We start from the raw sequence: 22,106 nt of genomic DNA on the forward strand, positions 1-22,106 counted from the left end.
TCCCCGTGAGCCAACCAGCCAGAAGGATCACCACCATGCCAATACAGATTTTACCGCCGCAGTTGGCGAACCAGATTGCCGCAGGCGAAGTGGTTGAGCGCCCGGCGTCGGTCGTAAAAGAGCTGGTGGAAAACAGCCTTGATGCCGGCGCCACGCGCATTGACGTCGATATTGAGAAAGGTGGCGCGAAGCTCATCCGCATTCGCGACAACGGCTGCGGCATCGCCAAAGCCGAGCTTGCAATGGCATTGGCGCGGCATGCGACCAGCAAAATTGCTTCGCTTGATGACCTTGAGGCGATCATGAGCCTCGGCTTTCGTGGCGAAGCGCTCGCCAGTATCAGTTCCGTTTCTCGTTTAACGCTGACTTCACGCACCGCCGACCAAAGCGAAGCCTGGCAAGCCTACGCGGAAGGGCGCGACATGGATGTGACGGTGAAACCGGCTGCGCATCCGGTGGGCACCTCGCTGGAAGTGCTCGACCTGTTCTATAACACGCCCGCTCGCCGCAAATTCATGCGCACTGAAAAGACCGAGTTTACCCATATCGATGAGGTGATTCGTCGTATTGCGCTGGCACGCTTTGACGTCGCTATTTCGCTTAGCCACAACGGTAAGTTAATGCGTCAGTATCGCGCGGTCAGTGAAGATGCGCAGCGGGAGCGGCGTTTAGGGGCCATTTGCGGCACCACGTTTATGCAGCACGCTTTACGCATTGAGTGGCAGCACGATGATTTAGCGCTGCGCGGTTGGGTCGCCGATCCTCACGGTTCGCGCCAGGTTACCGATCTGCAATATTGCTACGTCAACGGACGCATGATGCGCGACAAGCTCATCAATCACGCGATTCGTCAGGCTTATCAAACGCAGCTTGGTGACGATCAGCAGCCAGCTTACGTGCTCTATCTGGAGATCGACCCGCATCAGGTGGATGTCAACGTCCATCCGGCTAAGCACGAGGTGCGTTTTCATCAGTCGCGTCTGGTACATGATTTTATCTGGCAAGGCGTGATGAGTGCGCTGCAAGCCAGCCGCGCGCCGGAATTGCCCATCGCCCACGCCGAAGAACCTGCGCCGAAGTGGCAGCCAGAAAACCGTCAGGCGGCAGGCGCGAACCACTTTGCACAACCCAGCAACACGCCACGCAGCGGCGGGGCTTCTGCGGCCGCGAATGCGAATTGGCAGAATAAAGAGCCGGTTTACAGTGCGCGTGAAGGTAATGCCTATAAGCAGTTGATGAAAACGCCGATGGTAGAAACGCCGCGCGCGGCGCCAGTTCCTGCCGTGGCTCCGGTGCGTTTGCCGGAAAAGCGTGAAGCGCCGCTGGCCGCTCATGCGCAAAGTTTTGGCCGCGTGTTAAGCGTTTTGCAGGATCGTTATGCGCTGCTGGAACGTGGTAGCGCATTGCAATTGTTATCGCTGGCCGTGGCGGCGCGCTGGCTAAAACAGGCCCAGCTTGAACCAGGGGAAGAGGGTTTAAAACCGCAGCCGCTGCTGATCCCGGTGCGCCTGAAAATTGCTGCGCCCGAGCTGGCTGCCATCGCCGTTCATGCCGCGCTGCTGAGCCAGATGGGCATTGATTTACAACGAGAAGGGCAGCACGTGACGCTGCGCGCGGTGCCTTTACCGTTACGAACACAAAATTTACAAATCTTGATTCCAGAACTGTTAGGCTACCTGGCCCGGCAGCAAGAGGTTTCTGCATCCACGTTGGCCCAATGGCTGGCGCGTCGAGATGATGCAGAAGACGCTCACTGGAATCACTCGCAGGCGATTGCACTGCTGGCAGAGCTGGAAAGGCTTTGTCCGCAACTGCTTAAGTCGCCGCCTTCAGGTCTGTTGCAGACCATTGAGATTGAGAGCGCGCTAAACGCGTTGAAGCATGAGTGAACTAAACCAGGCTAGCCGGCCAAAGGCAATTTTTTTGATGGGGCCTACCGCCTCCGGTAAGACGGCATTAGCGATTTCGCTGCGTCAGCAACTTCCGGTGGAACTTATTAGCGTTGACTCTGCCTTAATCTATCGCGGGATGGATATTGGCACGGCGAAACCGTCGGCAGAAGAGTTAGCACTGGCGCCCCATCGTTTGCTGGACATTCGCGATCCGGCGGAAGCGTATTCCGCCGCAGAATTTCGTCGCGATGCGTTGGCAGAAATGGCGGATATCACCCGGAAGGGGAAGATTCCGTTGCTTGTTGGTGGAACCATGCTCTACTTCAAGGCATTACTTGAAGGATTGTCGCCGTTGCCCTCGGCCGATCCCGAGGTGCGTCAGCGAATAGAGCAAATGGCGGCGGAGAAAGGGTGGGAAGCCTTGCACCGTCAGCTGTGTGAAATCGATCCGGTCGCCGGTAGTCGTATTCATCCGAATGATCCGCAGAGACTTTCGCGAGCACTGGAAGTTTTTTTTATTTCGGGTAAAACTTTAACGGAACTGACAAAAACCTCCGGCGAAGCGTTACCCTACGACGTGTACCAGTTTGCTATCGCACCTGCGAGTCGTGAACTGATACATCAACGCATTGCGTTGCGTTACGACCAGATGCTAGCGTCAGGATTTGAAGCGGAGGCTCGTGCACTGTTTGCGCGAGGTGATTTGCATACGGACATGCCTTCCATTCGTTGTGTCGGTTATCGCCAGATGTGGTCTTATTTGTCGGGTGAAATCGATTACGACGAAATGGTTTATCGGGGAATTTGCGCCACTCGGCAGCTCGCTAAACGCCAGATGACCTGGTTACGTGGCTGGCCTGAAGTACACTGGTTAAACAGTGATGAGCCAGAGTTAGCGCGTAATGCGGTGCTTAAGGTAGTTAGTGCGTAGCAGGGATGATTGTGTACAATTGGTCCGTTATCGTGCGCAAATTTTTACGCAGTTTTTCTGAACCACGGTTCTTAAAGCAACAAACAACAAGCATATAAGGAAAAGATAGAATGGCTAAGGGGCAATCTTTACAAGACCCGTTTTTGAACGCATTGCGTCGTGAACGTGTACCGGTTTCGATCTATTTGGTGAATGGTATTAAGCTGCAAGGGCAAATTGAATCCTTTGATCAGTTCGTCATTCTGTTAAAAAACACGGTCAGCCAGATGGTGTATAAACACGCCATCTCTACAGTGGTTCCTTCTCGTCCAGTGTCGCACCATAGCAATAACGCGGGCGGCAGCGGTGGTAGCAGCAACTATCATCACAGCGGAAGCAATCAAAGCGCTCAGTCGCAGCCACAACAAGACGGCGATAACGCAGAATAATTTTGCGCTGCCGTAAAGCCAGGGCTGGAGAACGAGCACGTTTTCCTGTCCTGGTTATTTTATTTTAGCGAGGTTATAGCTTGTTTGACCGTTATGATGCCGGTGAGCAGGCCGTACTGGTACACATCTGGTTCTCCCAAGACAAAGAGCTGGAAGATTTGCAGGAGTTTGAAACTCTTGTCTCTTCTGCGGGCGTTGAAGCGCTGCAAGTCATTACGGGCAGCCGTAAAGCGCCACATCCCAAATATTTTGTCGGTGAAGGAAAGGCAGTTGAAATTGCCGATGCGGTAAAAGCGAGTGGAGCATCGGTCGTTTTATTCGATCATGCCTTAACTCCTGCTCAGGAACGTAATCTTGAACGGCTGTGCGAATGTCGCGTAATCGATCGCACCGGCTTAATTCTCGATATATTCGCCCAGCGCGCCCGCACCCATGAGGGTAAATTGCAGGTCGAGCTGGCACAACTACGCCATTTAGCAACCCGTTTGGTTCGCGGATGGACACACCTTGAACGCCAGAAAGGCGGTATCGGTTTACGTGGTCCGGGTGAAACTCAGCTGGAAACGGACCGACGCTTGCTGCGTGGCCGTATCAGTCAGATTCTCTCCCGTCTTGAACGCGTCGAAAAACAGCGCGATCAGGGCAGACAAGCGCGTGCCAAAGCTGACGTGCCAACCGTTTCGCTGGTGGGTTACACCAACGCCGGTAAATCCACCCTGTTCAACGCGATTACCTCTGCGGATGTGTACGTAGCGGATCAACTGTTCGCGACACTTGATCCGACATTGCGTCGTTTGAATGTGGCGGATGTAGGTGAAGTGGTTTTAGCAGACACCGTTGGTTTTATCCGTCATTTGCCGCACGACTTAGTCGCGGCGTTTAAAGCCACGCTGCAGGAAACGCGTCAGGCGACATTGCTGCTGCATGTGATTGACGCCGCCGATTTGCGTGTGAATGACAACATTGATGCAGTAAATGAAGTTCTGGAAGAGATTGAAGCTGACGAAATTCCGGCGCTGTTGATCATGAACAAAATCGATATGCTTGAGGACTTTGTGCCGCGTATCGATCGCAACGAAGAGAACCAGCCGATTCGTGTGTGGTTATCTGCACAGAGCGGCGTGGGTCTGCCGTTGCTGTGGCAGGCGCTCTCTGAGCGTTTAGCCGGTGAAATCGCGCAGTACGATTTACGTCTGCCGCCGGAAGCGGGCCGTTTGCGCAGTCGTTTTTATCAGTTGCATGCTATAGAAAAAGAATGGAATGAAGATGATGGCTGTGTGAGTTTGCACGTGCGTATGCCGATAGTTGATTGGCGTCGTCTGTGTAAACAAGAGCCGTCGCTAGCCAGTTATATTGTTTGAAATTGCCCAAACGCCTTTACTCAATATCTTTTAGATTGTCGTCATTATCGTTGCAGGCCGTATGTGCAGGATTTACCCGAATATTTCGGATTCCAGCAAGGCGGCAACTGAGTGAATCCCCAGGAGCTTACATCAGTAAGTGACTGGGGTGAACGAAGGCAGCCAACGAAGCTGCAATCCGAAAGATGAAGGGTAAAAAACGTAAATACAATAAATGGAGTAGAAACATGGCGTGGAATCAGCCCGGAAATAACGGACAGGACCGCGACCCGTGGGGAAGCAGCAATAATCAAGGCGGCAACTCTGGGGGAAATAAAGGAGGTCGCGATCAGGGACCACCTGATCTGGATGATATCTTCCGAAAGTTGAGTAAAAAACTCGGCGGACTGGGCGGTGGCAAACAGAATGACAATGGCCAGCGCAGCGGCGGTAGCGGTGGCAAAGTGGTTGGCATTGTTGCCGTAGCGGCAGTCGTTATCTGGGCGGCTAGCGGTTTCTACACCATCAAAGAAGCGGAACGTGGCGTCGTCACGCGCTTTGGCAAATTTAGCCATCTGGTTGAGCCAGGCCTCAACTGGAAACCGACTTTCGTCGATCAGGTTCGCGCCGTAAACGTAGAAGCCGTACGTGAACTGGCGGCGTCTGGCGTGATGTTGACGTCGGATGAGAACGTAGTGCGCGTTGAGATGAACGTGCAGTATCGCGTGACGGATCCTGAGCGTTATCTGTATGCCGTGACCAGTGCCGACGACAGCCTGCGTCAGGCCACCGACAGCGCCTTGCGTGGCGTGATTGGTCGCTCAACTATGGACCGCATCCTGACGGAAGGTCGTACCGTGGTACGTAGCGAAACTCAGCGTGAGCTTGACGAGACCATCCGTCCGTACAACATGGGAATTACCCTGCTGGACGTAAACTTCCAGGCGGCACGCCCACCAGAAGAAGTAAAAGCCGCGTTTGATGATGCGATTGCCGCGCGTGAAAACCGTGAACAGTATGTTCGTGAAGCTGAAGCTTATTCGAACGAAGTTCAGCCGCGTGCTAATGGTCAGGCGCAACGTATCCTCGAAGAGGGTCGTGCTTACAAAGAACGTACGGTGTTAGAAGCGCAGGGTGAAGTGGCGCGTTTTGCTCGCTTGCTGCCTGAATATAAAGCTGCACCAGAAATCACGAAAGAGCGTCTCTATATTGAAACCATGGAACGTGTGCTGAGTCATACCCGCAAGGTATTGATCAGCGATCGTGGTAATAATTTGACGGTCCTGCCATTGGATCAACTGATGCGCGGTGGTCAGGCATCTGGCCAGGGCGGTCAGAAAATGACGAATCTAATGAAGTCTCCTTCGTCGTCCGATAGTAATGCGAGCCGTGGAGATTCTTCATCTTACAGTCCAGACAGCATCATGGATCAGCGTCGCGCCAATGCGCTGCGCAACGATACCCAGCGCCAGGGGAGGGAGTAATCGATGCGTAAGCCAATCATCGCCGTAATTATTGTAGTGCTGGTGGTGCTTTACGCGTCACTGTTCGTGGTGCAGGAAGGCCAACGCGGCATCGTGCTGCGCTTTGGTAAGGTTCTGCGTGATGACGAAAACAAACCGCTGGTGTACGCACCGGGTCTGCATTTCAAAATTCCGTTTATCGAAACCATGAAATCACTGGATGCGCGCATTCAGACCATGGATAACCAGGCTGACCGCTTTGTTACCAAAGAGAAAAAAGACCTGATCGTTGATTCTTATATCAAGTGGCGCATCAGTGACTTCAGCCGTTACTACCTGGCAACCGGTGGTGGCGACGTTTCTCAGGCAGAAGTGCTGCTGAAACGTAAGTTCAGTGACCGTCTGCGTTCTGAAATGGGTCGTCTGGATGTGAAAGACATCGTGACCGATTCACGTGGCCGTTTAACCACCGACGTGCGTGATGCCCTGAACACCGGCAGCGCTGGCAATGATGATGACGTTCAGACGCCAGCAGCGGATGATGCGATTGCGAGTGCGGCAGCACGTGTAGAACGTGAAACCAACAGCAGTGAGCCGGCACCAAACCCGAACAGCATGGCTGCGTTAGGTATTGAAGTTGTCGACGTGCGCATCAAACAGATCAACCTGCCGACTGAAGTGTCTGACGCGATCTACAACCGTATGCGCGCCGAGCGTGAAGCGGTAGCGCGTAGTCAGCGTTCACAAGGTCAGGAAGAGGCAGAGAAACTGCGTGCACAGGCCGATTATCAGGTTACGCGCACGCTGGCAGAAGCACAGCGTGAAGCGCTGATTTCGCGCGGTGAAGGTGATGGTGAAGCGGCAAAACTGTTTGCTGATGCCTTCAGCCAGGATCCGGATTTCTATGCCTTTATCCGCAGCCTGCGCGCCTATGAGAATAGCTTCTCAGACAATCAGGATGTGCTGGTGCTGAGCCCGGATAGCGATTTCTTCCGCTATATGAAAGCGCCCTCTAACGCCACGCGTTAAGAACTGATATAAAGTCCAGGCCGACAATGTTGTCGGCCTTTTTTTTGGGAAAAAATCATGAACTCAACCATCTGGATGGCGCTGGCTTTGGTTTTGGTGCTGGAAGGACTTGGACCGATGTTTATGCCACGTGCGTGGCGGCGGATGATTCTGGCGATGACGCAGTTGCCCGATCGTCTCTTGCATCGTTTTGGTGGCGGTTTAGTGGTGGCCGGCGTGGTGATTTACGCCATGATCAGCATGCATGCGCGTTAATCAGCCTGAAATTATGTGAGGCCGCCCGACTCAATTGTGTCTGTTGGCCGCTGTTCCCCCAACATGTTGTGAGCTGAGCAAAACTCAGGCAAAAAACAGCGCAATCGTATGCTAAAAGTGCTGAAAGAGTAAAAGTCAGGTGGTAGAATCCATTTTTAAGCAATCGGTGATTTTGAAAAAATGGGTAAGAACGTCGTCGTACTGGGCACCCAATGGGGTGACGAAGGTAAAGGTAAGATCGTAGACCTTCTGACAGAGCGCGCGAATTACGTCGTGCGTTACCAAGGTGGCCATAATGCAGGCCACACACTTGTCATCAACGGTGAAAAAACCGTCCTCCACTTAATTCCATCTGGCATTCTGCGTGAAAACGTTATCAGCATCATTGGTAACGGCGTTGTCCTGTCGCCTGAAGCGCTGATGAAAGAGATGAAAGGTCTGGAAGAGCGCGGTGTGCCGGTACGTGAACGTCTGTTGATCTCTGAAGCCTGCCCATTGATTCTGCAGTACCACGTAGCAATGGATGTGGCGCGCGAAAAAGCGCGTGGCGCTAAAGCTATCGGCACCACCGGTCGCGGTATCGGTCCTGCCTATGAAGATAAAGTGGCACGTCGCGGTCTGCGCGTGAGCGATCTCTTCAACAAAGAAACCTTTGCGGTGAAGCTGAAAGAGATCGTCGATTTCTACAACTTCCAGCTGGTTAACTATTACAAAACCGACGCAGTTGACTACGAAAAAGTGCTGAGTGATACGCTGGCGGTGGCCGATATCATTACCAGCATGGTGGTTGATGTGTCTGATCTGCTGGACGGCGCGCGCAAGCGTGGCGACCTGATCATGTTTGAAGGTGCGCAGGGTACGCTGCTGGATATCGACCACGGTACCTATCCATACGTGACCTCCTCAAACACCACCGCAGGTGGCGTAGCGACGGGTTCAGGTATTGGTCCACGCTATGTTGATTACGTGCTGGGTATCGTGAAAGCCTACTCAACGCGCGTGGGTGCCGGTCCATTCCCGACCGAACTGTTCGATGAAACCGGCGAGTTCCTGTGTGCTCAAGGTAACGAGTTCGGCGCGACCACCGGTCGTCGTCGTCGTACCGGCTGGCTGGATGCGGTTGCCGTTCGCCGTGCCGTACAGATCAACTCCCTGTCAGGTTTCTGCATGACCAAACTGGACGTGCTGGATGGCCTGAAAGAAGTGAAAATCTGTGTGGCTTATCGCATGCCAGATGGCCGCGAAATGACCACCACGCCGCTGGCAGCTGAAGGCTGGGAAGGCATTGAGCCGATTTACGAAACCATGCCAGGCTGGAGCGAGACCACATTCGGCGTTAAGACGCTGGAAGGTCTGCCGCAAGCTGCACGTGACTACATCAAACGTGTAGAAGAAGTGACCGGTGTGCCGATTGATATTATTTCTACCGGCCCAGACCGCAGTGAGACCATGATTCTGCGCGACCCGTTCGACGCATAATCTCCTCAGGCCGGACTCTGTCCGGCCTTTGTATTTCTAATCTTTGACTCCACTCACTCTATTTTTTCTTGCAAATATCGATACTTGCCGGAAAAAAACGCACCGGCCACCACGCTCTGGTTTATCATCATATTTAAACATCACGCCGACCGGCGCATAACCATAACGTTCGATGATTCACTGAGGTATATGTGCAGCTAACAAGTTTTACCGATTATGGTCTGCGTGCCCTGATTTACATGGCGACGTTACCGGAAGGTAAGCAGACCAACATTACCGAAGTCACCGATACCTACGGGGTGTCGCGTAACCATATGGTTAAAATCATCAATCAACTTAGCCGGGCTGGCTTTGTCGCCGCAACACGCGGTAAAAACGGCGGAATTCGTTTAGGCATGGACCCGGAAAAAATCGTCATTGGCGATGTGGTGCGAAGAATGGAGCCATTGCAGCTCGTGAACTGCGACGAGTGTGTGATCACGCCAGCCTGTCGTTTGCGTAAAGCATTGCACGATGCGGTCCAGCTATTCCTCAAGGAACTGGACAAGTATACGCTGGCCGATTTGGTCAAAGATAACGATTCGCTGTACCAACTTTTATTGTCCGAACCGCCGGTGGCAATCCAAATTAAATGACATCGGAGGAACCGTAATGTCAAAAGATCCTTATCAGGATAGAGAAGCTGAAAAATACGAAAACCCAATTCCAAGCCGCGAATTTATTCTGGCACTGCTGGAAAAACGCGAAAAGCCGACCAGCCGCGATGACATCGCGCAGGAATTGAATATCACCAGCGAAGAGCAGCTGGAAGCGCTGCGTCGTCGTCTGCGCGCCATGGAGCGTGATGGCCAGCTGGTGTTTACTCGCCGTCAATGTTACGCCCTGCCAGAACGTCTTGATCTGCTTCGCGGTAAAGTGATTGGCCATCGCGATGGCTATGGCTTCCTGCGCGTAGAAGGTCAGAAAGATGATTTCTATCTCTCTGCTGAGCAGATGAAATTCTGCCTGCACGGCGACGTGATTCTGGCGCAGCCAGGCAGCGCCGATCGTAAAGGTCGTCGTGAAGCGCGCGTGGTGCGCGTGCTTGAGCCACGTAACAGCCAGATCGTCGGCCGCTACTTTACCGATGCAGGTACCGGTTTTGTGGTGCCGGATGACAGCCGCCTGAGTTTCGACATCCTGATCCCGCAAGAAGAAACGCTTAACGCGCGTATGGGTTCAGTGGTGGTGGTTGAAATCACCCAACGTGCGACGCGTCGCACCAAAGCGATCGGCAAAGTGACCGAGCTGCTGGGTGACGATATGGGCACCAGCCTTGCGGTCGATATGGCGGTGCGCACCCATGAAATCCCGCACACATGGCCGGAAGAAGTTGAGAAGCAGATCGCTAAGCTGAAAGAAGAAGTACCGGAAGAAGCGAAGCTGGGACGTGTTGATTTACGTAAGTTGCCGCTGGTCACCATTGATGGTGAAGATGCGCGTGACTTTGATGATGCGGTTTTCTGCGAGAAGAAACGCGGCGGCGGCTGGCGTTTATGGGTGGCGATTGCCGACGTCAGCTATTACGTGCGTCCGGGCACGCCGCTGGACGATGAAGCGCATCAGCGCGGCACCTCGGTCTATTTCCCGTCGCAGGTTATCCCGATGCTGCCGGAGATTCTCTCCAACGGCTTGTGCTCGCTGAATCCGCAGGTTGATCGTTTGTGCATGGTGTGTGAGATGACCATCTCCTCCAGCGGCAAACTTACCGGTTTCAAACACTATGAAGCGGTGATGAATTCCCATGCGCGACTGACCTACAACAAAGTGTGGAACATTCTGCAAGGTGATGCCGATCTGCGTGAACAATACGCGGCGCAGGTTCCCCATCTGCACGAGTTGCACAACATGTATCAGGTGCTGGAAACCGCGCGTGAGCAGCGTGGCGGCATTTCGTTTGAGACCGATGAACCCAAGTTCATCTTCAACGCCGAGCGTCGCATTGAGCGCGTTGAGCGCACCTCACGCAATGATGCGCATAAGCTGATTGAAGAGTGTATGATTCTCGCCAACATCGCCTCAGCGCGTTTTGTTGAGAAAAATGAAGAGCCTGCGCTGTTCCGCGATCACGATCGTCCAAGCGAAGACAGCATCAAAAGCTTCCGTACCGTACTGAACGAGCTGGGCTTAAGCCTGCCGGGTGGCACTAAGCCACACCCGACCGATTATGCCGCCTTGCTGAAGCAAGTGGCCGATCGCCCAGACGCAGAAATGCTGCAAACCATGCTGCTGCGTTCGATGAAACAGGCGGTTTACGATCCTGAGAACCGGGGTCACTTCGGCCTGGCGCTGGCGTCGTATGCGCACTTCACCTCGCCGATTCGCCGCTATCCGGATTTGCTGTTGCATCGCGCCATCAAATATCTGCTGGCAAAAGAGCGCGGCGAAGTGGACGGCATCACCACGCCGACCGGCGGCTATCACTACGACATGCAGCAGATGCTGCAGCTGGGCCAACACTGTTCACTGACCGAGCGCCGTGCTGATGAAGCCACGCGCGATGTTGCCGATTGGCTGAAGTGTGACTTCATGCAGGATCAGGTTGGCAACGTGTTCAACGGCGTGATCTCCAGCGTGACCGGCTTTGGTTTCTTCGTACGTCTTAACGAACTGTTTATCGATGGTTTGGTGCACGTCTCCTCGCTGGATAACGACTATTATCGCTTCGATGCGGTGGGTCAGCGTCTGATTGGTGAATCCGGCGGCCGTACTTATCGTCTGGGCGATGCGGTGGAAGTGCGGGTTGAAGCCGTGCATATGGACGAGCGTAAAATCGACTTCGCGCTGATCTCCAGCAAGCGTGTACCGCGCGGCGAAGGCAAAACCGAACGTGAGCGTGAGAAACGCGGCGGCAAGCCGCCAGCCAAGCGTCGTCGTGATGCCGGCAAGAAGGGCACTTTCGAACCTGATTCAGCGTTCCGCGGCGAAAAGAAAAAGCCTGCTGTTGCTGAAAAACCGGCTAAAACCGAGAAAAAAGGCAAAAAAGTCTCCGAGAAAACCCGTAAAATCGCCGCCGCCACCAAGTCTAAGCGCGCGTCGAAGAAGCAGCCTGACGAAGCCTGATAGTTTGGTCGCCTTGCAGGGCGACCTGACGAAACCGTTGTAGGGTGCGCATTCATGCGCACCTGAATCTCCGTATTCAACGATCTAAATCCAACCTTGAGCAAAGTAATGAGTGAAATAATTTTTGGTATTCATAGCGTGCAGGCGCTGCTGGAGCGCGATCCTCAGCGTTTTCAGGAAGTCTTTATCCTTAAAGGCCGCGACGATCGTCGCCTGCAGCCGCTGATCCTCGCACTGGAAGCTCAGGGAATCCCGGTGCAGGTGGCGAACCGTCAATGGCTCGATAGCCAGGTTGAAGGCGGCGTGCATCAGGGCATCGTGGCGCGCGTGAAGCCAGGCAAGCAGTATCAGGAGGGTGATTTACCGGATCTGCTGCAGAGCCTTGAGAAGCCGTTCCTGCTGGTGCTGGATGGCGTTACCGATCCGCACAACCTCGGTGCTTGCCTGCGTAGCGCGGATGCCGCGGGCGTGCATGCGGTCATCGTGCCAAAAGACCGTGCAGCACCGTTGAATGCCACCGCGAAGAAGGTGGCCAGCGGCGCAGCGGAAAACGTGCCGTTGATTCGCGTCACCAACCTGGCGCGCACCTTGCGCTTGCTGCAGGAATACCACGTCTGGGTGGTTGGTACCGCAGGCGAAGCCGATCACACCGTTTACCAAAGCAAAATGACCGGCCCAATGGCGCTGGTGATGGGCGCGGAAGGTGAAGGTATGCGTCGTTTAACGCGTGAGCATTGCGATGAGCTGATCAGCATCCCAATGGCAGGCAGCGTCTCGTCACTCAACGTGTCAGTTGCCACCGGCGTGTGCTTGTTCGAAGCCGTTCGTCAGCGTCAGGCGTGATCCCCGCCGCAAAAAATTTTCCAGGCCAGGCATAACTGCACATCCTCTTCATACTTGAAAAATGAGTATGAGGAGGACGTTATATGATTTGGACCACTCACACCGTATTTAATCAGCCCCATCCACTCAGTAACAGCAATCTGTTCACGCGCGATATCGCCCTGTGCGAGGCCGTTGCACGCGAAGGTGCCAGCTGGGATCGCGAATGGCTGGCTTCCGTCGGCTTGCAACTTGGCAGCGCCGAATCCCTTGAACTAGGCCGCTTAGCTAACGTCGAAGCGCCTGAACTGCTGCGCTACAACGCGCGCGGTGAACGCCTCGACGAAGTGCGTTTTCATCCCGCCTGGCATCTGCTGATGCAGGGATTATGCGCCAGTCGGATTCACAATCTCAGCTGGCAGCCCGACGTTCAGCCACAGGCGATGGTGGCGCGTGCCGCACGATTTATCCTGCATGCCCAAGTGGAAGCCGGCTCGCTCTGTCCGGTGACGATGACGCACGCCGCCATTCCGCTGCTGCAAAATCATCTGCCTGAACCCTACGCTGACTGGCGCGAAGCGCTGCTCAGCGATCGGTACGATGCGCATCATCTGCCGGGCAATAAGAAACGCGGCCTGCTGATTGGCATGGGCATGACGGAAAAACAGGGCGGCACCGATGTGTTGAGCAACACCACACGCGCCGAACCGCTCGGCGTGCGCGGGGCGGGCGAAGCGTATCGCATCACCGGCCATAAATGGTTTTTCTGGGTCCCGCAAAGCGATGCGCATCTGATTCTGGCGCAAACGTCACAGGGATTGAGTTGCTTCTTCCTGCCACGCTTGCTGCCGGACGGCACGCGCAACGCCATTCGCATCGAACGCCTTAAAGACAAGCTCGGCAATCGCTCCAACGCCAGTGCGGAGGTGGAATTTCAGGACGCTATCGGCTGGCTGATGGGCGAAGAGGGCGAAGGTGTGCGGCTGATCCTCAAGATGGGCGGCATGACGCGCTTCGACTGCGCGCTGGGCAGCCACGGACAGATGCGCCGTGCGCTGTCGATTGCCGTGCATCATGCGCAGCAGCGTCAGGTGATGGGCAAGAACCTTATCGATCAACCACTGATGCGCGCGGTGCTGGCGCAACAGGCGCTACAGCTGGAAGGGCAAACCGCACTGCTGCTGCGGCTGGCGCGCGCCTGGTCAACACCGGCCAGCGAACATGAGCGCTTATACGCACGCCTGTTCACACCCGCCGCCAAATATGTGATCTGCCAGGCGGGCATGCCTTTTGTGGCAGAAGCGATGGAAGTGTTGGGCGGCATTGGCTATTGCGAAGAGAGCGAGCTGCCGCGTCTTTATCGTGAGATGCCAGTGAATAGCATCTGGGAAGGCGCCGGCAATGTGATGTGCCTGGATGTCCTGCGGGTGCTCGGACGTCACGCCGAGGTGATGACCATGCTGCATGATGAGTTTGAGGCGGTGAAGGGCAGTAATCGTCACTTTGATCGCCGCTGGCGGCAATTACGCTTGCAGCTCGCGAACCCGCGCGAAGGGCAGGCACGCGAAATTACGCGCGAATTACTGCAGCTGGCGAGTGCCGCGATTTTGCTGAAAGTGGCAGAGCCGCCGCTGGCCGATGGCTGGTGTCAGCAGCAGCTTGATCTGCGCGGCACACGGGCATTAAGCGACGATCTCTGCGCGCGCTTACTGTTGCTCTGCAGCGCCGGTTGACGGCGCGCCATAGAGAATGGCAGTGGCGTACCAGAAGCTGGGAAGGGTGGTTTCATCCAGCATCAGAATTTGATAGTAAACCGCCCCCGCCTGGTTGGCTTTCGCGGCAATAGCGCGCTGCGCATCATCCGGCGAGCCGCGTGTGGTGGTGGTGATAGTGCCGAGCTTCGGCAGGCCAATACTCTGCGCGCGTGAAATCTCCTGCGCGTGCTGCGTGGGCGGCGGCGGAGCTTGTGGCGTGGTGGTGAAAGCGGCGCAGCCGCTGAGCAGCAGCGTTAAGGCCAAATAGAGAGTACGCATAGCAACTCCTGAAGCAGGAAGATGGCTCAAGTGTAAGCCATCTTCCTGTGGCTTTTAGTCTTTCAAATGAAAAATGCTCACCAGCTGCGTCAGATGATGCCCTTTCTTACTCAGATGATTGGCGGTGGTTTCTGACTGGTTAATCATATCGCTGCTTTGATGCGTGGCCTGGCTGATGTGATTCATCGCCAGATTCACCTGACCAATGCCCGCCGCCTGTTCCTGCGCGGCAATATTGATCTCACCCATCAGCGTTTTAACCTGCTCGATGTGATTGACGATATGGCTCATCGCATCGCGCGTCTGCTCAGATAACGTATGGCCGGCCGCCACTTTATCGATGGAGCTGGCAATCAATCCATCAATCTCTTTGGCTGCCGTAGCACTGCGCTGTGCCAGCGCGCGCACTTCCGCCGCGACCACCGCAAAGCCTTTACCGTGTTCACCGGCGCGAGCGGCTTCAACCGCGGCATTAAGCGCCAGAATGTTGGTCTGGAAGGCGATCGACTCAATCACATGGGTGATATCGGCGATGCTCTGCGACGCCACGCGAATCTCCGACATGGTTTCCACCGAACGTGCCACGGTGCTGCCGCCTTGATTCACGGTATTAGCCGCTTCACCGACCAGCGCCATCGCCTGTCGCACGTTGGCAGCGGTTTGTGCCACGGTGGCGCCAAACTGCTCCATGCTGGCCGAGGTTTCCTCCACGCTGCTGGCCTGACGGCCAATCTGCTCGCTGATGCTGGAGCTGCTGGCGGCGATGGTATCGGTGCCGCTGCTGATTTCCCGCGCCGCCGAACGTACCTGACTAACGACTTTCTCCAGTCCATCGCCAATGCCGTTGATCGCGCTGACCAGCTGACCAATCTCATCACGACGTGAAGAGTCGAGATGTGCCTGCAGATTACCAGCGGCGTACTGTTCTGCCAGATGGATCACCTGCTGCAGCGGACGTGTGATGGCACGGCGGCTGTACCACATAAAACCAATGGCAAACGCGATCACCAACGCCAGGCCAATCGCCATAAACAGGTTACGGCTGTGCGTGATTGGCGCCAGCAGGCTGGCACGGCTCACTTCACCGGCGATAATCCAGTTCCAGCCTGGCAACTGCTGCCACGCCAGCAGTCTGGTTTCGCCATCCAGTTCAATCGCCACTAATCCCTTCGGCTGGCTAAGCAATTGCTGCTGCGTGGCGTTATCCCAGCGCGGCAGTTTGCCTTCAGCGTGACGATCAAACAGATATTGGCCCTGGCTGCTGCCCGGCGTCCCATTCAACACCGAGAAGGTGCCGCTGTCACCAAGATGGCGCGCCAGCACTTTGTCACGCATCAGCGCGTACTGCGCGTCGATCTGTACCCCGACGAACAGAATAGCGATTACCGCGCCGCTGCTATCCTGCACCGGCTGATACTGCGTGATGTAACGATGGCCAAACAGCGTCGCCAGGCCGCGATAGACCGTGCCCTGATTGACGCTGCGCCAGGCGGCGCTGCTGCGATCCAGTTTGGTGCCCACCGCGCGGCTGCCATCCTCTTTTTTCAGCGAGGTGGCGATGCGGATGTAATCTTCGCCGTCACGCACGAAGATGGTGGATACCGCACCAGTACGATCGAGAAAATCATCTACCGCGATCTGATCGAGGTTGAGGGTTTTCAATCCCGCTCGCAGCGTTGGCGTGCTGAATTCACCTACCTGCACACGTTCGCTGTCGTCACGACTAAAACGTTTTGGCAGGAAGCTTTGGAACAGTTTGGTGTAATTTGCCACCTCTTCCGACAGCGTGGCGTTGAACATGGTGGCCATTTCATTAATGCCTTGCACCTGATTCTGCATATCATCGGTTGCCAGCTGCTCCAGCTGACGTGCCGCGTTATGGCTCAGGGTCAAGGTCAGCGTAAATAGCACAATTGCCACGCTCAAAGACGTCAATACAGACAGCTTGATTCCGAGACCCATGGCGCTGAGAGAAAGACGCTTCATAAAGTACCTTTTGAGATTATTGAAGGGGTACAAGATCAACGGCAAAGTGGGCTAAATGTTTAGGGCAGAAATTATTCAAACTTAATGTGAAGTGGCTCGCATTTTGTCAGGCAGCACTTACACTGAGTCCAGTGATAATCATTCTCAATGGAGGCGGTATGATCGAGTTGGCAACGGAGAATCTGGCAGGCATTGAATGTATCCACGCATCACCGGCCGGGCAGCGCCAGGCGCGCTTGCCGACGGTGTTGTTCTATCACGGTTTTACCTCATCGAAAGAGGTTTACAGCTACTTTGCCGTGGCGCTGGCGCAGGCTGGTTTCCGCGTGATCATGCCCGATGCGGACATGCACGGCGCACGTTACAACGGCGATACCGACGCGCGGATGACCCACTTCTGGGAGGTCCTTAAACAGAACATCGATGAAGTGCCGTTGCTGGAAAAGGCGCTGCGCGATAACGACTGGATTGCGGATGAACGTTTTGCCGTGGCGGGCGCCTCGATGGGCGGCATGACCGCGCTGGGCGCGATGGCACGCTATCCACAGATTCACAGCGTGGCGTGTTTGATGGGTTCCGGCTATTTCATGCAGCTGAGTCATACGCTGTTTCCGCCGCTGGTGGCGCGCACGCCAGAGCAGAAAGAGGCTTTTGCCGCGCGTTTAGCACCGCTGGCGCTGTATGATCCCAGCGAACAGCTGGAGAAACTGGCGAATCGACCTTTACTGTTGTGGCACGGCGAAGCGGATGAAGTGGTGCCCTTTGCTGAAACGGCGCGTTTACAGAAAGCCTTAGGCGAGGCAGAACTCGATCACCATGTGACCAAGCTATCTGAAAAAAACATCGGCCATAAAATCACGCCAGCGGCCCTGACGGCGCTGGTCAGTTTCTTTAAACATCATTTATAAAAATGCGGGTTGGCGTGATTGGCGCCAGCCCGTTTAGGTTGCCGAATCAGAGTTGTGATGACAACCGTTCGGCGGCGCTGGTATTGGCACTGACTGGGTTACTGCTTGCAGGCGCATCCAGCCGATTGACGTAGACATAGCCTGATGCCGCGTTGCTGCTGTGACTTCTCATCTGCTGCGCGAAGTCAGCGGAGCTGGCAAGAGCGGGTGTAGACAGGAAGAGACCCAGTAAAGTGGCGAAAATGATCTTTTTCATTATCGACTCCTCACTCCAGGGATTGCACTCTCAGACGCGGCGAAAAGCGGAATTCGTTGCGCCTGTAAACAGTGTAGTTCTTAACCAATTTGCCGCCAGATCGTCCCTTTGAACGCCTTCTTCAGAGAATTTGATAAAACCTTCTCTAACTCACTGATGCATTTCACTTAGCACGAAAAGCCGCATCAGCTGGCACGATAGTCGCCATTTGATGAATTGTGCGCTTGAGTTTCCGCAAGGACGCCAGTATGATTACGCGTCAATTTTTCAGCTGCATTCAGAGGTGTGTTTCATTTTTTAAATGATTCGCAACCTATAACGTTCCTTGCTTCCGTGGGCCGCAGCTGACCCTGACAGGAGGCTGAATAATCCGTAAGGAGCTATCGATGCGTCATTACGAAATCGTATTTATGGTCCACCCTGACCAGAGCGAACAGGTTCCAGGTATGATCGAGCGTTACACTGGTGCTATCACCGGTGCACAGGGCACGATTCACCGTCTGGAAGACTGGGGCCGCCGTCAGCTGGCTTACCCAATCAACAAACTGCACAAAGCTCACTATGTTCTGATGAACGTAGAAGCGCCGCAGGAAGTGATTGACGAGCTGGAAACTAACTTCCGCTTCAACGACGCCGTTATCCGCAGCATGGTTATGCGCGTTAAGCACGCGGTAACTGAAGCATCTCCGATGGTTAAAGCTAAAGATGAGCGTCGTGATCGCCGCGAAGACTTTGCTAACGAATCGGCTGATGACTCAGATGCTGGGGATTCTGAAGAGTAATCCGACATGACGGCAAATCGACTGCGCCTGTCTGGCACTGTGTGCAAGACGCCGGTTCGAAAAGTCAGTCCGTCAGGGATTCCTCATTGCCAGTTCGTGCTTGAGCATCGTTCTGTGCAAGAGGAAGCCGGTTTCCACCGGCAAGCCTGGTGTCAAATGCCGGTGATTATCAGCGGCAGCACCCATCAGGTGATTACTCAACATATAACGGTCGGCACGCAACTCACTCTCGAAGGCTTTATTAGCTGCCATCAGGCACGCAATGGTCAGAGCAGAATGGTGTTACATGCCGAGCAGATTGATTTGATAGATTCTGGAGACTAGCCAAATGGCACGTTATTTCCGTCGTCGCAAGTTCTGCCGTTTCACCGCGGAAGGCGTTGTAGAGATTGATTACAAAGATATCGCTACACTGAAAAACTACATTACCGAAAGCGGTAAAATTGTCCCGAGCCGTATTACCGGTACTCGTGCAAAATACCAGCGCCAGCTCGCTCGTTGCATCAAGCGCGCTCGCTACCTGTCCCTGCTTCCGTACACTGATCGTCATCAGTAATCGGTAGTTGTCCATTAACGACTTTAAGAGGATAAGGTAATGCAAGTTATTCTGCTTGATAAAGTAGCAAACCTGGGCAGCCTGGGTGATCAGGTTAACGTTAAAGCGGGCTACGCTCGTAACTTCCTGGTTCCACAGGGTAAAGCTGTTCCTGCTACCAAGAAAAACGTTGAGTTCTTCGAAACACGTCGCGCTGAACTGGAAGCCAAACTGGCTGACGTTCTGGCTGCTGCTAACGCACGTGCAGAGAAAATCAACGCACTGGGCAACGTAACCATCGCGTCTAAATCAGGCGACGCTGGTAAGCTGTTCGGTTCCATCGGTACCCGTGACATCGCTGATGCAGTAACTGCAGCTGGCGTTGAAGTGGCTAAAAGCGAAGTTCGTCTTCCAGAAGGCGTACTGCGCACCACTGGTGAGCACGAAGTTGACTTCCAGATCCATAGCGAAGTCTTCGCTAAACTGGTTGTGAATGTAGTTGCTGAGTAATTGTTACTCTAAATAATTCAAGGTGCAGGAAGGCGGCAAGGGAATGAATCCCCTGAGCTTACTTCGGTAAGTGACAGGGGTGAATGAGCGTAGCCAACGCATCTGTAACTTGGATTATGACGAGTATACTCGGTAATGCGAAAACGCCGGCCATGTGCCGGCGTTTTTGTTTCTGCGTTTTACTGAGCGCGGATAAAGCTGCCATCTGGCTGGCGTGTAAACAGCACCGGACCGTTGCTGCCATCCACCGTTAAACCGGTCACCACGCCTTGCGCGTTCTGACGAATCTTCACCTGCTGACCATTCTGTAACGCACTCAGCGGCTGCCCATCACCTTCGACTCGCGCCATGGCAAACACATCATTCACCGGCAAATTATTGTCGCGGAACAGCTGTGCCAGTGTCTGGCCTGATGCCACATTATAGGTGCGCCACTCGCCCTGCGAATCGGTTTTCGCCGGCGTGTTTTGCTGTTGATTATTGTCGTAAATCTCCGCCTGCATCGGCACTTCTTTAGCGCCAGTGTCCGCCGGACGCTCAACCGGATATTGCGGCGTGCTGCTCGGCCAGAGAAACGCCAGCAGCAGCACCAGCAGGGCAATGACGATGCCGCGACGATGCAAAGCGGGTAGCGGATCCATCCAGCGCACATCATCCAGCAAATGCCAGACGCGCTGTAGTGCGGCGGGAACGCGGGAAGGGTGATCGGAAGCCATTCGTGAATCCTCCTCGCTGGCGGCCTGGCGCGGAATGCGCGGCAGCCAACGTTGCAACCAAGGTAATAAAGTACGCGGTGCGCGCGTCCTGCGACGTCGTGGGGCGATCTGGCCCATGTATTCTCTCTTGTTCCGACGGTGGCGGGTGAAAACCTCGCCACAGCTATAGTATGAGCAATGCTGACAGGAAGTGCCTGGCAGCATTGAAAAATTTGACCGCTGTATTGTTTCCGTTTCGCCGGGAAATGTCATCTGCGGCGCGTGAGATTTTACGCCAGCCGCCCGCGCTGGTATGCTGCCGGTTCTATTTTTCTCCGGGATTAAGGAATCAAGATGACGACCCCTTCATTCGACAGCGTCGAATCACAAGCAAGTTACGGTATCGGTTTACAGGTAGGCCAGCAGCTGCAAGAGTCTGGACTGCAGGGTCTGCAGCCAGAAGCACTGCTCGCCGGCCTGCGCGACGCGCTGGAAGGGAACTCACCGGCCGTCCCGGTTGACGTGGTACATCGCGCACTGCGTGAAGTGCACGAGCGCGCTGAAGGCGTGCGTCGTGAGCGTGTAGAAGCGATGGCGGCAGAAGGTCAGACTTTCCTTGAGCAGAACGCACAGCGCGAAGGCGTTAGCAGCACTGAAACCGGTCTGCAGTTCAGCGTCATCACGCAGGGCGAAGGTCCAATTCCTTCACGTCAGGATCGTGTGCGCGTGCATTACACCGGCAAACTGATCGATGGCACCGTATTCGACAGCTCAGTCGCGCGTGGCGAACCCGCAGAATTCCCGGTTAGCGGCGTAATCGCCGGTTGGATCGAAGCGCTGACGCTGATGCCAGTCGGTTCCAAGTGGGAACTGGCGATTCCACACAACCTCGCTTACGGCGAACGCGGTGCTGGTGCTTCCATCCCGCCATTCAGCACCCTGATCTTTGAAGTTGAGCTGCTGGAAATTCTGTAAGTAGCCAAGTTGATTCTCAAAACCGGCACGCGATCGTGCCGGTTTTTTTATATCTGTAGAACAAGCTGGTTTTAAATTAATCAGCGCATATAATGTGCGAATCGAACGATTCACACGAAAGGTGCGGTATGTATTCACTTTCCGCCAACGAAGCCAAAACCCAATTTGGCGATATGCTGCTGAAAGCGCAGCGTGAGCCGGTCCAGATTAGCCGTAACGGAAAGCCGGTAGCAGTGGTCATCTCCGCTGAGGAGTATCAGGCGATAGAGGCCATGAAGCAGCAATTTCTGCAGGAAAAAATTGCCCGAGCCAGAAATGATATTGCCAACGCACAACTGACCGATGGTGAAACCTTTTTCGACCAATTGCTGGGTTAAATGGCTAATTATCAGCTTACGGATGAAGCGCGGCAGGATCTTGTCGATATTCGCCGGTTCACTATGCAGAACTGGGGCGATGCGCAATCAAAAATCTATTTAAGGCGTTTGCAGGAGACGTTACGCACGCTGGCAGAAATGCCGACATTGGGAAAAAGCAGAGCGCTGGATGTTGCAGAAGGTGTACTCAGCTTTCCCTATGTCAGTCACATGGTTTATTACCAGCCAGGCCAGAAAGGCATTATTATTTTGGCGGTATTACATCAGAGCAGGGTGCCAGCTACGCATCTGGCAACCCGCTTATAACA

Annotated in this window: 24 protein-coding genes; 20 read left to right on the plus strand and 4 right to left on the minus strand. The window is 54.6% G+C overall.

Annotated features, from left to right (window positions below):
- Positions 1–35: 35 nt before the first annotated feature.
- The 12 genes from mutL to ACVLVH_RS16565 all read left to right on the plus strand — a co-directional run bounded on the left by mutL (position 36) and on the right by ACVLVH_RS16565 (position 14,474).
- Entirely contained in the window at positions 36–1,889 is a 1,854-nt protein-coding gene (gene mutL, locus ACVLVH_RS16510) for a DNA mismatch repair endonuclease MutL (protein WP_498949776.1), read from the plus strand.
- Positions 1,882–2,823 (plus strand): tRNA (adenosine(37)-N6)-dimethylallyltransferase MiaA, encoded by a 942-nt coding sequence (gene miaA / locus ACVLVH_RS16515; RefSeq protein WP_110867436.1) that lies wholly within the window; start codon positions 1,882–1,884, stop codon positions 2,821–2,823. The genes mutL and miaA overlap by 8 nt, the downstream gene beginning before the upstream one ends.
- A 110-nt stretch (positions 2,824–2,933) precedes the next feature.
- Positions 2,934–3,251, plus strand: coding sequence for an RNA chaperone Hfq (gene hfq, locus ACVLVH_RS16520; RefSeq protein WP_101762863.1), 318 nt, complete (start codon positions 2,934–2,936; stop codon positions 3,249–3,251).
- An 80-nt stretch (positions 3,252–3,331) separates the two neighbouring features.
- On the plus strand, positions 3,332–4,612 hold the full coding sequence (hflX, locus tag ACVLVH_RS16525) for a ribosome rescue GTPase HflX (RefSeq protein ID WP_007892011.1): 1,281 nt from the start codon (positions 3,332–3,334) through the stop codon (positions 4,610–4,612).
- 227 nt (positions 4,613–4,839) lie between these two features.
- A complete protein-coding gene (gene hflK / locus ACVLVH_RS16530) occupies positions 4,840–6,075 on the plus strand; it encodes an FtsH protease activity modulator HflK (RefSeq protein WP_101762864.1) in 1,236 nt (411 codons plus the stop codon).
- Positions 6,076–6,078: 3 nt separating this feature from the next.
- On the plus strand, positions 6,079–7,083 hold the full coding sequence (hflC, locus tag ACVLVH_RS16535; protein ID WP_101762865.1) for a protease modulator HflC: 1,005 nt from the start codon (positions 6,079–6,081) through the stop codon (positions 7,081–7,083).
- A gap of 57 nt (positions 7,084–7,140) precedes the next feature.
- Positions 7,141–7,338: a DUF2065 domain-containing protein gene (locus tag ACVLVH_RS16540; protein WP_008103612.1), complete on the plus strand. Its 198-nt coding sequence runs from the start codon at positions 7,141–7,143 to the stop codon at positions 7,336–7,338.
- 180 nt (positions 7,339–7,518) lie between these two features.
- A complete protein-coding gene (locus ACVLVH_RS16545; RefSeq protein ID WP_192412263.1) occupies positions 7,519–8,817 on the plus strand; it encodes an adenylosuccinate synthase in 1,299 nt (432 codons plus the stop codon).
- Between the two features lie 191 nt (positions 8,818–9,008).
- On the plus strand, positions 9,009–9,452 hold the full coding sequence (gene nsrR / locus ACVLVH_RS16550) for a nitric oxide-sensing transcriptional repressor NsrR (protein WP_008103609.1): 444 nt from the start codon (positions 9,009–9,011) through the stop codon (positions 9,450–9,452).
- 16 nt (positions 9,453–9,468) lie between these two features.
- Positions 9,469–11,919 carry a ribonuclease R gene (gene rnr / locus ACVLVH_RS16555; protein WP_192412261.1) on the plus strand — a complete coding sequence of 817 codons (2,451 nt, stop codon included), beginning with the start codon at positions 9,469–9,471 and terminating at the stop codon, positions 11,917–11,919.
- Between the two features lie 108 nt (positions 11,920–12,027).
- Positions 12,028–12,762: a 23S rRNA (guanosine(2251)-2'-O)-methyltransferase RlmB gene (gene rlmB, locus ACVLVH_RS16560; RefSeq protein ID WP_101762868.1), complete on the plus strand. Its 735-nt coding sequence runs from the start codon at positions 12,028–12,030 to the stop codon at positions 12,760–12,762.
- 83 nt (positions 12,763–12,845) lie between these two features.
- On the plus strand, positions 12,846–14,474 hold the full coding sequence (locus ACVLVH_RS16565) for an isovaleryl-CoA dehydrogenase (protein ID WP_498949782.1): 1,629 nt from the start codon (positions 12,846–12,848) through the stop codon (positions 14,472–14,474).
- On the opposite strand, the gene bsmA is transcribed toward ACVLVH_RS16565, so the two are convergent.
- Complete coding sequence (gene bsmA / locus ACVLVH_RS16570) at positions 14,448–14,774, minus strand: biofilm peroxide resistance protein BsmA (RefSeq protein WP_498949784.1); 327 nt, start codon at positions 14,772–14,774, stop codon at positions 14,448–14,450. The two genes, ACVLVH_RS16565 and bsmA, sit on opposite strands and share 27 nt — an antisense overlap.
- 54 nt (positions 14,775–14,828) lie before the next feature.
- Positions 14,829–16,760 carry a methyl-accepting chemotaxis protein gene (locus ACVLVH_RS16575; protein ID WP_192412257.1) on the minus strand — a complete coding sequence of 644 codons (1,932 nt, stop codon included), beginning with the start codon at positions 16,758–16,760 and terminating at the stop codon, positions 14,829–14,831.
- Between the two features lie 158 nt (positions 16,761–16,918).
- Here ACVLVH_RS16575 and yjfP point away from each other — a divergent pair, with 158 nt between their 5' ends.
- Positions 16,919–17,668 carry an esterase gene (gene yjfP / locus ACVLVH_RS16580; RefSeq protein WP_498949786.1) on the plus strand — a complete coding sequence of 250 codons (750 nt, stop codon included), beginning with the start codon at positions 16,919–16,921 and terminating at the stop codon, positions 17,666–17,668.
- Positions 17,669–17,714: 46 nt separating this feature from the next.
- Here the strand turns inward: yjfP and ACVLVH_RS16585 are convergent, their stop codons facing one another.
- Positions 17,715–17,924 (minus strand): hypothetical protein, encoded by a 210-nt coding sequence (locus ACVLVH_RS16585; protein ID WP_192412255.1) that lies wholly within the window; start codon positions 17,922–17,924, stop codon positions 17,715–17,717.
- A 386-nt stretch (positions 17,925–18,310) separates the two neighbouring features.
- On the opposite strand from ACVLVH_RS16585, the gene rpsF reads away from it, so the two are divergent.
- The 4 genes from rpsF to rplI are packed head-to-tail and all read left to right on the plus strand — an operon-like array spanning position 18,311 to position 19,751.
- Positions 18,311–18,706, plus strand: a complete 396-nt coding sequence (gene rpsF, locus ACVLVH_RS16590) for a 30S ribosomal protein S6 (RefSeq protein ID WP_101762874.1) — start codon at positions 18,311–18,313, stop codon at positions 18,704–18,706.
- A 6-nt stretch (positions 18,707–18,712) separates the two neighbouring features.
- Positions 18,713–19,030 carry a primosomal replication protein N gene (priB, locus tag ACVLVH_RS16595; RefSeq protein ID WP_007892027.1) on the plus strand — a complete coding sequence of 106 codons (318 nt, stop codon included), beginning with the start codon at positions 18,713–18,715 and terminating at the stop codon, positions 19,028–19,030.
- 4 nt (positions 19,031–19,034) lie between these two features.
- Positions 19,035–19,262 carry a 30S ribosomal protein S18 gene (rpsR, locus tag ACVLVH_RS16600; protein ID WP_002210155.1) on the plus strand — a complete coding sequence of 76 codons (228 nt, stop codon included), beginning with the start codon at positions 19,035–19,037 and terminating at the stop codon, positions 19,260–19,262.
- 39 nt (positions 19,263–19,301) lie between these two features.
- Positions 19,302–19,751: a 50S ribosomal protein L9 gene (gene rplI / locus ACVLVH_RS16605; protein ID WP_008103594.1), complete on the plus strand. Its 450-nt coding sequence runs from the start codon at positions 19,302–19,304 to the stop codon at positions 19,749–19,751.
- 179 nt (positions 19,752–19,930) lie between these two features.
- Here the strand turns inward: rplI and ACVLVH_RS16610 are convergent, their stop codons facing one another.
- Positions 19,931–20,584 carry a LysM-like peptidoglycan-binding domain-containing protein gene (locus tag ACVLVH_RS16610; protein ID WP_158238609.1) on the minus strand — a complete coding sequence of 218 codons (654 nt, stop codon included), beginning with the start codon at positions 20,582–20,584 and terminating at the stop codon, positions 19,931–19,933.
- A 216-nt stretch (positions 20,585–20,800) separates the two neighbouring features.
- Here ACVLVH_RS16610 and bamJ point away from each other — a divergent pair, with 216 nt between their 5' ends.
- From bamJ to ACVLVH_RS16625, 3 genes are all read left to right on the plus strand, one after another.
- Positions 20,801–21,421 (plus strand): BamJ family beta-barrel-assembly machinery protein, encoded by a 621-nt coding sequence (bamJ, locus tag ACVLVH_RS16615; RefSeq protein WP_008103590.1) that lies wholly within the window; start codon positions 20,801–20,803, stop codon positions 21,419–21,421.
- Positions 21,422–21,549: 128 nt separating this feature from the next.
- On the plus strand, positions 21,550–21,798 hold the full coding sequence (locus tag ACVLVH_RS16620; RefSeq protein ID WP_192412251.1) for a type II toxin-antitoxin system Phd/YefM family antitoxin: 249 nt from the start codon (positions 21,550–21,552) through the stop codon (positions 21,796–21,798).
- The gene (locus ACVLVH_RS16625; protein WP_192412249.1) at positions 21,799–22,104 is read left to right on the plus strand and encodes a type II toxin-antitoxin system RelE/ParE family toxin; all 306 of its coding nucleotides are present in this window, start codon (positions 21,799–21,801) and stop codon (positions 22,102–22,104) included.
- Positions 22,105–22,106 lie beyond the last annotated feature (2 nt).

It is taken from the genome of Kluyvera sp. 1366, from assembly GCF_054823405.1.